This is a genomic window from Methanococcus voltae, from assembly GCF_017875395.1.
In the GTDB taxonomy this organism is placed as follows: domain Archaea; phylum AGJL01; class Methanococci; order Methanococcales; family Methanococcaceae; genus Methanococcus; species Methanococcus voltae_C.
The window spans coordinates 150,201-163,832 of record NZ_JAGGMO010000001.1 but is presented as its reverse complement, the minus strand read 5'-3'; the positions used below and the strand labels follow the sequence as shown (position 1 = coordinate 163,832).

The window sequence follows — 13,632 nt, the reverse complement described above, 5'->3', positions numbered from 1 at the left end:
AATCGGTTATTAAATTTTTTATTTTGAATAATATTAGATAATATTATGTAATATAGTATAATATTAGATAATATTATGTAATATAGTATAATATTAGATAATATTAGATATAATGCCCAATTAACTTTGAAATATCTTCTGCTGATATAACACCAAGTACTTTTTTGTTGTTATCTACAATAGGTAATCCTGAAATGTTATTTGCACTCATTTTCTTAGCAACCATCTCTATAGGTTCATCAGGTGAAGCCCATACCACATATTTAGTCATAATATCTGAAATGGTAGTTTTACTTTGAGCCATAGCTTTTGCAATATCCCATGATGTTATAATTCCCATTATACAGTTATTTTCATCAACTATTGGTAAATGGTTTATATTTTTCTCAATTAATATTTTTGAAGCTTCTGAAACTGAAATAGTCTCTTTTGCAACTATAGGCGGTCTTTTTATTATATCTCTAACGAGTTTTGCATCTGCTTTCATAGGTTTTGGAGCACAGGTGTTAAGTCCTGCAACTCTGTCAGATAAGAAGAATTCTTTATTGATAATCCAATCTTTCAATTCGCCTGCAATCTCGCGGGATGTTTTATAACTTGAAACTGACGTAGTTCTAATACATTTATCTACTTTTTCACCGCTTATATCCAATTCCATGGATATTTTACCAGTTCTTAAATCTTTGTAGTTTGTAACACCCAATGTTGGCTTATCTCTTCTTTGTATACCATAATCAAGAATAGGGACTTTAATATCTTCGTCTCTTATTGCACATGTTTGCGCAATCTCTGAATTTAGTACGGGAATAGGTATGCCAATACCCATAAACAAAGTTGAGCCATATTTAGGTATCGTAGCTCCTCTAATGTATTTGGTATCCATTTCTTTTAAGTTACCTTGAATGGCTAATGTACCAAATCCACCTGCGGGGCTGTGTTGTGTACCTTCTCCCGCTATGTAGCCTTGTGCACCACCTGCGAAGATTTTGGTACCTACGCCTAATGTATTGTATGTTTTTGTAGTTGTGTTGAAATCATTTTGCATAGGGTTAAGCTGTCCAGCACCTGAATAATTTAAGTTTCCAAATTCAGGTAATAATTTGCCCATATAAGTGTATAATTTTTCATCTCTACTGTTTGTAGCAGAATTGTATGATTGATAACAGTTTCTAGGGTTAAATAACATTGCTTGGTTTAAATCGTCAATTGTTATAATTGTAGAAACTCTTTTTCTTGGGTAACAATCCGTTGTATATCCTTCAGCTTCCAATTCTACTTCCTTACCTGCTACAAGGTCTTCTATAACATGAGCTCCCCCGTAATCAATGCCAATATCATCATCTGAGTTAGCTTGTGTAGCGCCCAAGTAAGCGTCAACAGCAGCAAGACCGGAATATGCCTCTACACCGTTTAAATAAGTCTTCATCATTTTGATTGGAGGGTCGGAATGTCCAAAGTTTAAAAATACTCCGCTAGAACACATTGCTCCAAAAGTACCTGTAGTTACTACATCTACTGTTTCAGATGCTTTTTCTGCACCTTCTTCTTCCACAATGGATATCATTTCTTCCGCAGTTACGATTACTGCGTCACCATTTTTGATTTTTTCGTTTATCTGCTTTATTGTTTTCATACGAACCCTCTCGAAGTTCTATCGTATTACAAATTATTAAGTTAATCGTAGTTTTTATTGTTTTTTAAAGTTTTGTAATCGTAAATAAGTTTAATCTTGTAATATATCTAGTCCATATTTATATTATTTTGGTTATGATTTTTTACATCCTCTAAGTTACATTCCTAGAATATAATTTTATTGAATTTTTTAATTAATAATTAATATATTTTACAATGCTTTAATATGTTTTTAATATTATACTACATTAAATAATTATTTTTAAAATGATAGAAAGTAATATATACTAGATATCCCTACTTTTTATGATACTATTATTTCACGATAAATTTGTATAATAATTTGTATAATATATAAAAAAATTTTATTATTTAGCAGATTTATTGAATAAAATTACTTCAATAAACTGAATACTGGCTGTAAAATTTAATAATCAAACGTGTTAATAATTATTATATAACATATAACATGGTATTGTACAAATAAATTAGGCAATTAATCGTATTACATTAACTTCTGATTGTTATTTTATATTTATTTTAAACTAAAGGAGGCCAAATTGTGAAGCTATTGTCTCATAACATGGTTCCAAAGCATGAACTTATCGAAAAAGAAGAGATACCACTTTTACTTAAGCAGTATAATATAAAAATTCAACAATTGCCTAAGTTGCTCGATATTGACCCTGTAGTCATTGAAATAGGTGCAAAAGAAGGTGACGTAGTTAAAATTACTCGTCCAAGTGAAACTGCTGGCGAAACTGTATACTTTAGATTAGTAGTACCTACAAACATCTAATTGGTGGATAATTTAGAATTACGTAATTAATTATTAAGTAATTTATAATTTACAGCTTACTAAGTAACCGGTAATAGGTCACTACGATAAGTAAATAATTTTTTAGCACAAGTCAATCATTATATATCTTGCAAATCTGCAAACTTTATGTTACGCTTTAAACGTTCTCGTAGCGATAATTACGAATTTAAATTCAATATACTATGAAATAAAAATAATACTAATAATTAAATTAAAAATAGAAATAAAATTACTAGGTTAATCTGCTATATTATTAAATTTTAGTTACCCGTTATCTATTTAATTTTTATTTGGGTATATCAGTATATTAAATTTATCCTATAAATTAAGATAAATTAAAATAAATTAAAATAAATTAAAATAAATTACCGATAAATTAGCATGTTAAATCTTAGCCATTATTAATTGTTATATTAAACAAAAATGAGGGAGATATATGAAGTCCCGAGTTATCGTTGATGCATTTTTTGAAGAAAATAATTTAGTTAAACACCACATCGACTCATTTAACAGCTTTGTTGAAAACAAAGTTCAAAGGATTATTTCCGAAGTTGGTGGAGTAAACACTGAAATTAAATCCGGATATAGGGTTGAGTTTGGACAAGTTACTGTATCTAAACCAGTTAATAAAGAAGCTGACGGTTCAGTAAAGCCAATAACCCCTATGGAAGCTAGAATTAGAAATTTAGCATATTCTGCACCAATGTATTTAGAAATTATACCATATGTTGGAGAAGGCGAAGAAGAGAAAAAATTATCTCCTTTAAGCGTTTATATGGGTGAACTACCTGTAATTTTAGGTTCTGACATATGTCACTTAAAAGGAAAATCGCCAGAAGAATTAATTGAGTACGGTGAAGATCCTGAAGACCCATTGGGATATTTTATTGTTAACGGCTCTGAAAAAGCGGTAGTAGCTCAAGAAGATTTAATCCCTAACAGGATTTTATGTGAAAAAGTAGAGAAAAACAACAAAATGGTCGATGTAGCAAAAGTATTTTCTACAAGACACGGATTTAGGGCATTATGTGCAGTAGAAAGAAACCCAGACGGTTTATTAAATGTTTCTTTCCCAGGTATGCCAAGTAACATCCCATTAGTTATATTAATGAGAGCTTTAGGTGCTCAATCCGATAGAGATATCATAGAATTAATTTCTGACGAGCCATCCGTAATTATGCAGTTAGTTGCAAACTTACAAGAGGTAAGGGAAGAACACAGCATAAATACAAGAGAAGATGCACTTGAACACATCGGAAAGAGAGTTGCACCAGGTCAACCAAGAGAATACAAGTTAAAAAGAGCTGAAACAATCTTATGCAGTTACTTATTACCTCACTTAGGTGTAGAACCTGCAGATATGAGAACAAAAGCTAAATACTTGGGTAGAATGGCTAAAAACTCAATTGAGTTATACTTAGGTTTAAGGGTTGAAGATGATAAGGACCACTATTCCAATAAAAGGTTAAAATTAGCTGGAGATTTGATGGAAGATTTATTCAGAAATTCATTCAACCAGTTAGTTAAAGATATCAAATACCAACTCGAAAGACAATCAATAAGGAACAAAGAACCTTCAATTCAAGCAGCAGTAAGAAGTGACGTTTTAACTGAAAGAATGAGACACGCAATGGCTACAGGAAACTGGGTCGGTGGAAGAACTGGTGTAAGCCAACTTTTAGATAGAACTAGTTATTTGGCTACAACCTCTCAATTAAGAAGAGTTGTGTCACCATTGTCACGTTCACAACCTCACTTCGAGGCAAGGGACTTGCACGCTACGCAATGGGGTAAAATCTGCCCTTCAGAAACACCGGAAGGTCCTAACTGTGGTTTGGTTAAAAACTTAGCAGTAATGTGTAAAGTTACAACAGACGAAACTGACGACTCGATAATTGATTTATTAAGTAGTATGGGTATTTCAAGAGAAATAATTCCTATCGCTGAGGAAATTGAACCTATTGATTCACTCGATTCTGAAATTGAAAAAGAATTAAGAGAAGAATTGGCAGGAGTATCGGAAACACAGGAAACTGAAGAGACTAAAGAAAGCGAAGAAGTAGAAAATGTAGAAAATGTAGAAGTGGATTTAGAATCTGAAGAAATTGTTGAAGCTGAAGAAAGCGAAGATGACGAAGAAAATTCAGAAGATGAATCTACTGAAGAAGATGAAGAAAGCGAAGATGACGAAGAAATTGAAAAAGAAATTCAAAAAGAATTAGAATAATTAAAAAGAATAACTAATGCAATTGAGAAGTAATAAAATTTGATAAAAATGTAATTAATTTAATAATAATTTTAATTTACTTTACTTTATTTACATTTTTTACATTTTACAAATTATAAGCTCAATTAGTTATTAAAATGATTTAAATTTAATATAATGTATTTAATGTATTATTAAAAGTTAATTTGAACTTTAAAGGTGAAAACCTTGGATAACAAAACGAATGTATATGTTAATGGAAAATTAATCGACACCGTCGAAAATCCAGAAGAACTCGTTAGAAATTTAAGGGAATCAAGACGAAATGCAAGAATTTCGCCGTATACATCCATTTCATTTAACGAAGAAAGCAACGACGTTCATATTTCTACAGATGGTGGTAGAGCTGTTAGACCTTTGTTAGTGGTTGAGAATGGTGAGCTTAAAATTACTCAAGAACACTTAGAGTTATTGAAAGAAGGAGAGCTTACATTTAGCGATTTAGTTGAAAAAGGTTTAGCAGAATATTTGGATGCGGAAGAAGAAGAAAACGCATATATTGCAATATATGAAAAAGATATCAATGAAAGTACAACACACATGGAAATCGACCCTATTTCAATTTTAGGTATCGGTGCAGGTGTAGCCCCATATCCAGAACATAACTCTGCTCCAAGGATTACAATGGCGGCAGCGATGAGTAAGCAGTCATTAGGTATCCCAATGGCAAACATAAAATGGAGAATGGACACAAGAGGTCACTTGTTACACTATCCTCAAGTACCTTTAGTAAGAACGAAACACCAGGAAATCTTAGGTTTTGATAAAAGACCTGCAGGACAAAACTTCGTTGTAGCAGTTATGAGTTATGAAGGTTACAATATGGAGGATGCGTTCATCATAAACAAAGCTTCCATCGATAGAGGTCTTGGTAGAAGTACATTCTTTAGAAGCTACGAAAGCTTTGAAAAAAGATACCCTGGGGGTCAATTAGACCGCTTTGAAGTACCTGAAAAGGGCGTTAGAGGTTACAGGGCAGAAGGTGCTTACAGAAACTTAGGGGGTGATGGTTTAATCGAATTAGAGTCTGAAGTATCATCTGGTGACGTTATCATCGGTAAAACCTCCCCTCCAAGATTCTTAGAGGAAAACGAGATTTCATTACAACAAAAATCACAAAGAAGAGACACATCAGTAACTATCAGACACGGTGAAGAAGGTACTGTTGACTTAGTGATTTTAAGTGAAACAAAAGAAGGTAACCGTTTATCAAAAGTTAGAGTAAGAGATTCCAGAATTCCAGAATTAGGGGATAAATTTGCTTCTAGACACGGTCAGAAAGGGGTTATCGGTTTAGTTGTACCTCAGGAAGATTTACCATTTACAGAAGATGGAGTAATTCCTGATTTAATCATCAACCCGCACGCTGTTCCATCAAGGATGACCATTGGTCAGGTTTTGGAAATGATTGGTGGTAAAGTAGGTTCTTTAGACTGTAGAAGAATTGACGGTACCATTTTCAGTGGTGAAGGTGAGTGGTCTTTGAGAGATGCTCTTGAAGCTCACGGATTCAAACACAACGGTAAAGAAACTGTTTACGAAGGTAAATCCGGTAAAAAACTTGAATGTGAAGTATTCGTCGGTGTTGCATACTACCAGAAATTACACCACTTGGTTGCAGGTAAAATCCACGCAAGAAGTAGGGGACCTATCCAAGTTCTTACAAGACAACCTACCGAAGGTAGAGCAAGAGAAGGCGGTCTTAGGTTCGGGGAAATGGAAAGAGACGTTTTGGTTGCACACGGTGCTGCTTTGCTCTTAAAAGAAAGACTTTTGGACGAGTCTGACCCTCACGAAGATTACGTATGTGCAAAATGTGGAGAAATCGCTATTTACGACTTTAAAAGAGGAATTAAATTCTGCCCAATCTGTGGGGAAGTTGAAGACGTACAAGACAATAGGAAAATTCCATCAGTTAAAATTGCATACGCTTTCAAATTATTGCTTGATGAGCTTAAAAGTATGGGTATAGACCCTAAATTAAAATTAAAAGATAGAGCATAATTATTCTCTATATTTATTTTAATTTAATAGTATTGTTATTGGAAAACACGTTATTTAATTTAAATAATCCAAAATAAATAAAATTTAAGTAAAATTTAAGTAAAATTTAAATTAAATCGTTGAAATTATCAAGATATGGATAATTAGATAATCGAAATAAATTGAAATAACTAAAAAATTTACCTCATAGGTGAAAATTTATGAATGGGTTCGACGTTCCAAAAGAAATTGGAAACATTACCTTTGGTTTATTGTCTCCTGAACAAACAAGGATAATGTCCGTAGCTAAAATAGTTACAGCAGACACATACGACGACGATGGTTACCCAATCGACGGTGGATTGATGGATACAAGATTGGGTGTCATTGACCCTGGTTTAGTGTGTAAAAGTTGCGGTGGTAGGGTAGGTACCTGTCCGGGTCACTTTGGTCACATTGAATTGTCAAAACCGGTTGTACACATCGGTTTCGCAAAAGATATCTACAAAATCTTAAAAGCAACATGTCCACACTGTGGTAAGGTAACATTATCAGAGTCCCGAAAAGCCGAGTATATGGAAAAAATGGAAAGATTACTCGAAGAAGGGGGCGACATGTGGATATTATGTGATGAAATCTTAAAAGAAGCTGCAAAAGGTAGTATTTGTCCAGAATGTGGTGAAGTTAAATATGATATCAAATATGATAAACCTTCAACATACCACCAAATCGATGGTAAATCTTCTAGACAATTAACTTCCTCAGAAGTTAGGGAAATCTTGGAAAAAATCCCCGATAATGATTGTAAGCTTTTAGGTATCAACCACATCGTTGCAAGACCTGAATACATGATATTAACCGTTTTACCGGTTCCACCGGTTACCGTTAGACCTTCAATCACACTTGAAAGTGGAGAAAGAAGTGAAGACGACTTGACACACAAATTGGTTGATATTATCAGAATTAACCAAAGATTAGAGGAAAATATCAACGGTGGTGCTCCTAACTTAATTATTGAAGATTTATGGGACTTATTACAGTACCACATAAACACGTACTTTGATAACGAAGCTCCAGGAATTCCTCCTGCAAGACACAGAAGCGGTAGGCCTTTAAGGACACTCGCACAAAGGCTTAAAGGTAAGGAAGGTAGATTCAGACACAACTTAGCAGGTAAAAGGGTTAACTTCTCTGCAAGGACTGTTATTTCACCAGACCCACGTTTAAGTATTAACGAAGTTGGTATTCCAGAGTTAATTGCAAAAGAATTAACCGTTCCTGAAAAAGTAACTGAGCACAATATCGACCAGATAAAAGAGTTACTTAAAAATGGTTCAGAAATACACCCTGGTGTAAATTATGTTATTAAAACCATTAAAAATAAGGAAGGAAAACAGGAAAACTTTTCAATAAGAGTAAGCGACAAAAATAAAGACCATTGGGCTGAAAATATTGAAGAAGGTATGTCTGTTGAGAGACACTTAATGGATGGAGACGTTGTATTGTATAACAGACAGCCTTCATTACACAGAATGTCTATCATGGCACACAAAGTTAAAGTTTTACCTTACAGAACATTCAGACACAACTTATGTGTTTGTCCACCTTACAACGCGGATTTCGATGGTGACGAGATGAACGTTCACGTTCCACAATCCGAGGAAGCAAGAGCGGAAGCTGAAACATTGATGTTAGTTGAGAAGCACATCGTTTCACCAAGATTCGGTGGTCCAATCATTGGAGCTATTCACGACTTTATTTCAGGTGCTTACGTTCTTACAAGTTCAAACTTTAACAAAGATCAAGCTTTATCACTTTTAAGAAGTGCAGGGTTTAAATCTGGATTAGGAGAACCTGACGTACTTGAGAATGGTGAAGAATTGTACAGCGGTAGAAGTTTGTTTGGTACTGCATTACCTGAAGGTTTAAGCCTTGAATACAAGAGTAAAACCTGTAAAAAATGTGATGACTGTAAAAAAGAAAACTGTGAACACGAAGGTTACGTTTTAATTAAAAACGGTAAGCTTTTAAAAGGTGTAATCGACAAAAACGGTTTCGGTTCAGAAGCTGGTATCGTATTAAACACCATTGTTAAGGAATTCGGTTCAGAAGCTGCAAGAAAATTCTTAGATTCTGCAACAAGAATGTCTATCAAAGCAATGATGATAAAAGGTTTCACAACAGGTATTGATGATGAAGATATCCCTGTAGAAGCAATTGAAGAAATTCAAAATATCTTAAACACCGCGGAAGATGCAGTTGACGCAGTTGTTGAAAAATACGAAACTGGTACCTTAGACCCATTACCTGGTAGGGGCATCGAAGAATCAAGAGAAGCTTACATCATGCAGATATTGGGTAGAGCAAGGGACGATACTGGTGCCGTAGCTGAAAGATACTTAAGTAAAGATAACCACGCAGCTTTAATGGCAAGGACTGGTGCGAGAGGTTCATTATTGAACATTACAATGATGGCAGCGAGTGTCGGTCAGCAATCCGTTAGGGGTGGTAGAGTATTCAGAGGTTACAGGGATAGAACGTTACCACACTTCGGAAAAGGAAGCCTTGACGCAAAATCACACGGTTTCGTAAGAAGCTGTTATAAAAAAGGTTTATCACCTTCAGAATACTTCTTCCACGCTATGGGTGGTAGAGAAGGTTTAGTGGATCAGGCGGTAAGGACTGCACAATCCGGTTACATGCAAAGAAGACTTGTAAACGCTTTACAGGATATCAGAGCAGAATACGACGGAACAGTTAGAGATTCAAGAGGATTGGTTGTTCAATTTGAATATGGTGAGGATTTAGTAGACCCTGCTAAGGCAGACCACGGTAAGGGAGTAGATTTAGATAAAGTATTCACCAAAGTTAAATCAAAATTTGATTAAATAATTGATAAATAATCATATACATTTAATTAAATTTTTAAAATTATCATAATATACGTATTATAATTTAGATTATAAATTCAAATTCATATTCTGGGTGAAAAAATGGAAAGTGCAGACTTAGAGTATAAGATAATGGATTTAAAACTCCCTCCGTTATTGAAACAAAATTTATTGAACAAGATACTCAAAGAAAATATCGAAAGCGAAGAAATGATTGAAGAAATCATTAAAGAAACACAAATTGCATATGAAAGAACATTAGTAGAACCTGGAGAGGCTGTTGGTGTCGTAGCAGCTCAATCAATCGGGGAACCTGGTACGCAGATGACAATGAGAACGTTCCACTACGCAGGGGTAGCAGAGTTAAACGTTACTTTGGGTTTGCCAAGGATGATTGAGATTGTAGACGCAAGAAAAGAGCCTTCCACACCTACAATGACAATTAATCTTTTAGAAGAATACAAATACGACAGAGAAAAAGCTCAACAGGTGGCTAAGAATATCGAAAGTACAACCGTTGAGTCAGTAGCTGACAACATAAGTGTTAACCTTGTAGAAGAATGTATTTCTATAATCTTAAACGCTGAAAAGTTAGAAAAAAGAATGTTAACCGTTGAAGATGTTATTAATTCAATTAAATCAAAAATGAAATTGAAAATTGAAGACGATGGTCATGTTTTAAATTTGAAGATTAAAACCCCTACATTAAAAGCTTTAAGAAAAAGACTTCCTAAGGTAAGAGCAATACACTTAAAAGGTGTATCTAACATTAACAGGGTTATTATTAGAAAAGAAGATGGTTCTGAAGAGTACATTTTGTACAGTGAAGGTTCCAACTTAAAAGAAGTATTCGAAATTGAGGGTGTTGACCCTTCAAATACAACAACCAACAATATCATCGAAATTCAAGATGTTTTAGGTGTTGAAGCTGCAAGAAATGCAATCATTTACGAGATGGCTGCTACTTTATCAAACCAAGGTTTGACAGTAGACCCAAGACACTTGATGATGGTTTCAGACTTGATGACCACAGATGGTGTCGTAAAACCAATCGGTAGACATGGTATCGGTGGGGAAAAAGCTTCCGTTCTTGCAAGAGCAGCATTCGAAGAAACTGTTAAACACTTATACTCTGCATCAATGAGAGGTTACTCCGATGAATTAGATGGTGTTGTAGAAAACATCATAGTTGGTAAACCTATTTCTATTGGTACAGGTTGTATAAACGTAGGAATTAAAAGAGAATACGAAGAAGGTAATATTTAATTAAATAATTCTATATTATTATTTAATATTTTTTTAATCCATTTTTAATATGTTTTATTTATTTGTAATTTCACAGTTTGTTATTTTAAAAATTTTGAACCATGCAAAAGTATAAAAATAACGTATTACTATTAAATATTTCGTATTAGTCAAAACGGTACAAATAACATTTGTGCAATAAAAATGATTAATCGATTAATAAATTAAAACTTTGTAATTTATTAATTGGAGGACTTTTTTTCTAAATTGCGAATAGCATCGGAAAGAAACACCCCTCTGGAGAAAACTGAGAAGGAGGTAAATTATGGATATCAACAGAGCAATCAGAGTAGCTGTAGATACTGGTAAAGTAGTATTAGGTACAAAACAAGCTGTTAAGAACGTAAAACACGGTGAAGGGCAATTATTAATTGTTGCAGGTAATTGTGCGAAAGACGTTATGGCAGATTTAGAATATTATACTAAATTATCAGGCGTTAAATTATACGTACACGATGCCACATCACTTGAACTCGGAGCTATTTGTGGTAAACCATTCCCTGTATCCGCATTAGTGGTAATGGAACCTGGTAACTCATCTATTTTAAACTTAAACAAAGAATAATTCAGGTGATGTTTTATGAGAATTAAACTTAATACAGAAGATATAATGAGAATCAGTTTATTTGAAAAAATGACTGGCGCAGACGTCATTGATTCAGTAGCTGATGAGGAAAAAATTACATTTGTCATCAAGGAAGGAGATATCGGTGCTGCTATTGGAAAAGGTGGAGAAAACGTAAGAAACGCAACCGAAAAATTTGGCAGAAAAATCGATTTAATCGAATATTCCGAAGATGTAAAACAATTTATTAGAAACATATTCGCACCTGTAGAATTAGAAGATGTTTGGACTAAAAAATTTGGTGACGATTTAGTAGTATACTTAAGAATCCACCCTAAATTAAGAAGGGCTATTATCGGAGACAAAGGAAAGAAAATTGATTCCGCAGTTGATTTAGTTAGTAGACTTTCTGGTGTTAAAAACATCAAAGTTATCGCAGGATTAAGAAAAGATAATAAAAAGGTTGCTAAAAAAGAGGATGCACCAGTAAAAGCTGAAGAGGTTAAACCTGAAGTTAAACCTGAAGCTGAAGCTGTAAAAGCTCCTGAAGCTACCGAAACACAAAATGCAGAATAATTTAAGAATTTAAAATCGACTGAATTTATTTATTAAAATTTATTAGTTATTACATAATTATACTATCAATAATTGATTTAATAATGCAATAATTTAATAATATAGTTGATTGGAAAATTATGAATATGCTAGTCATAGGTGATTAAATGGCAGGAAGTAAAGCTCCAAGAGGAGAATTTGCAGGTAGAAAATTATTCTTAAAAAGAAAAGAAAGCAAATGGCACCAGTACAAATTCGTTAACAGAGAATTAGGCTTAAAATTAAAAGCTGACCCATTAGAAGGTGCTCCAATGGGAAGAGGTATTGTTGTTGAGAAAGTAGGTCTCGAAGCAAAACAACCTAACTCTGCTATCAGAAAATGTGTAAAAGTTCAATTAATTAAAAACGGAAAAGTTATTACCGCATTTGCACCAGGTAACCACGCTATCAACTTCATCGACGAGCACGACGAAGTAGTTATCGAAGGAATCGGTGGTCCAACAGGTCAAGCTAAAGGGGATATTCCTGGAGTAAGATATAAAGTTGTAATGGTTGGTAAAAACTCAATCAGAGAATTAGTTAAAGGTAAACAAGAAAAAGTTAAAAGATAAGCTCTTTAAATTTTTAAAGTTTAATCTTAATTTTAATCTTAATTTTAATTTTAAAATTTATTTAACTTAATACTTAACTTAAGACTAATAATTTATAATTATCAATAAATTCGGAAAAACATTCGGAAAACAAAATCACAAATCACAAAAATAACAATGGACGGTGAAATTTTGGAAATTAAATTGTTCAATAAATGGGATTGTGAAGCTGTTACAGTTAAAGATCCAAGCTTAAGAACATACATTAGCTTAGAACCTGTTTTAGTACCTCACACCGCAGGAAGATACTCAAAGAAAATGTTCGATAAATCAAAAATGAACATTGTAGAAAGAGTTTTAAACAAATTAATGGCTGAACAAACAAATACTGGTAAAAAATACGAAGCTTTAGCAGTTATGGAAGAAGCCTTAGAAATCATCGAAAAAAGAACAAAGGAAAACCCTGTTCAAGTTTTAGTAGATGCTTTAGAAAACGCAGGACCTAGAGAAGAAACAACAAGAATTTCATACGGTGGTATCGCATTCTTACAATCAGTTGACGTTTCACCTGTAAGAAGATTAGACACTGCTATAAGAAACATCTCATTAGGTGCTTTAAATTCAGCAAGAAAAAGCAAAAAATCAATTGCAAACTGTTTAGCTGAAGAAATTGTTTCAGCTTCAAAAGCAGACATGCAAAAAAGCTTTGCTGTAAAGAAAAAAGAAGAAAAAGAAAGAGTTGCTCAATCAGCAAGATAAGCGCAATATTGAGCTATCTCTATTCTTTATCTTTACAATCTTTGTAAATATGCAATAATTATATTATAATCGTATTAAATGATGTATTATTTATGATTATAATAATTCTTTTCAATTTATTCGTAAATATTGAAATTGTAATCTTAAATAATTTATCAATAATCTTAAGGTATGAATTATCTATTAATTAACTTTTAATTAATAAATGGTTGATAAAATTGATAAATAATTCTAAAATGATTATATTACTAATTATTGTACTTGGA

Annotated in this window: 10 protein-coding genes; 9 read left to right on the top strand and 1 reads right to left on the bottom strand. The window is 33.2% G+C overall.

The genetic code is table 11. The annotated features are described in order from the left end of the window. Window positions 1-103 precede the first annotated feature (103 nt). Complete coding sequence (locus J2127_RS00655; protein WP_209731538.1) at window positions 104-1,633, bottom strand: homocysteine biosynthesis protein; 1,530 nt, start codon at window positions 1,631-1,633, stop codon at window positions 104-106. 561 nt (window positions 1,634-2,194) lie between these two features. Between J2127_RS00655 and J2127_RS00650 the strand changes: the two genes are divergently transcribed. The 9 genes from J2127_RS00650 (at window position 2,195) to J2127_RS00610 (ending at window position 13,366) form a co-directional block, all read left to right on the top strand. Further along, window positions 2,195-2,431 (top strand): DNA-directed RNA polymerase subunit H, encoded by a 237-nt coding sequence (locus J2127_RS00650; RefSeq protein ID WP_209590380.1) that lies wholly within the window; start codon window positions 2,195-2,197, stop codon window positions 2,429-2,431. 457 nt (window positions 2,432-2,888) lie between these two features. Beyond that, window positions 2,889-4,679: a DNA-directed RNA polymerase subunit B'' gene (locus tag J2127_RS00645; protein WP_209731537.1), complete on the top strand. Its 1,791-nt coding sequence runs from the start codon at window positions 2,889-2,891 to the stop codon at window positions 4,677-4,679. A gap of 207 nt (window positions 4,680-4,886) precedes the next feature. Beyond that, on the top strand, window positions 4,887-6,722 hold the full coding sequence (gene rpoB / locus J2127_RS00640) for a DNA-directed RNA polymerase subunit B (RefSeq protein WP_209731536.1): 1,836 nt from the start codon (window positions 4,887-4,889) through the stop codon (window positions 6,720-6,722). A gap of 200 nt (window positions 6,723-6,922) precedes the next feature. Beyond that, entirely contained in the window at window positions 6,923-9,589 is a 2,667-nt protein-coding gene (gene rpoA1 / locus J2127_RS00635) for a DNA-directed RNA polymerase subunit A' (protein ID WP_209731535.1), read from the top strand. A gap of 105 nt (window positions 9,590-9,694) precedes the next feature. After that, window positions 9,695-10,858, top strand: a complete 1,164-nt coding sequence (gene rpoA2, locus J2127_RS00630; protein ID WP_209731534.1) for a DNA-directed RNA polymerase subunit A'' — start codon at window positions 9,695-9,697, stop codon at window positions 10,856-10,858. Window positions 10,859-11,162: 304 nt separating this feature from the next. Next, on the top strand, window positions 11,163-11,462 hold the full coding sequence (locus tag J2127_RS00625; protein WP_209731533.1) for a 50S ribosomal protein L30e: 300 nt from the start codon (window positions 11,163-11,165) through the stop codon (window positions 11,460-11,462). Window positions 11,463-11,477: 15 nt separating this feature from the next. Then, entirely contained in the window at window positions 11,478-12,038 is a 561-nt protein-coding gene (locus J2127_RS00620) for a NusA-like transcription termination signal-binding factor (protein ID WP_209731532.1), read from the top strand. Between the two features lie 146 nt (window positions 12,039-12,184). Next, window positions 12,185-12,628, top strand: coding sequence for a 30S ribosomal protein S12 (locus J2127_RS00615; RefSeq protein ID WP_209590397.1), 444 nt, complete (start codon window positions 12,185-12,187; stop codon window positions 12,626-12,628). 171 nt (window positions 12,629-12,799) lie between these two features. After that, a complete protein-coding gene (locus J2127_RS00610; protein ID WP_209731531.1) occupies window positions 12,800-13,366 on the top strand; it encodes a 30S ribosomal protein S7 in 567 nt (188 codons plus the stop codon). The last annotated feature ends 266 nt before the right edge of the window (window positions 13,367-13,632 follow it).

Coding starts and splice junctions, on each gene's coding strand:
- J2127_RS00655 (WP_209731538.1), bottom strand. CDS start 1,633: ATGAAAACAATAAAGCAGATAAACGAAAAAATCAAAAATGGTGACGCA.
- J2127_RS00645 (WP_209731537.1), top strand. CDS start 2,889: ATGAAGTCCCGAGTTATCGTTGATGCATTTTTTGAAGAAAATAATTTA.
- rpoA1 (WP_209731535.1), top strand. CDS start 6,923: ATGAATGGGTTCGACGTTCCAAAAGAAATTGGAAACATTACCTTTGGT.
- rpoA2 (WP_209731534.1), top strand. CDS start 9,695: ATGGAAAGTGCAGACTTAGAGTATAAGATAATGGATTTAAAACTCCCT.
- J2127_RS00625 (WP_209731533.1), top strand. CDS start 11,163: ATGGATATCAACAGAGCAATCAGAGTAGCTGTAGATACTGGTAAAGTA.
- J2127_RS00620 (WP_209731532.1), top strand. CDS start 11,478: ATGAGAATTAAACTTAATACAGAAGATATAATGAGAATCAGTTTATTT.
- J2127_RS00615 (WP_209590397.1), top strand. CDS start 12,185: ATGGCAGGAAGTAAAGCTCCAAGAGGAGAATTTGCAGGTAGAAAATTA.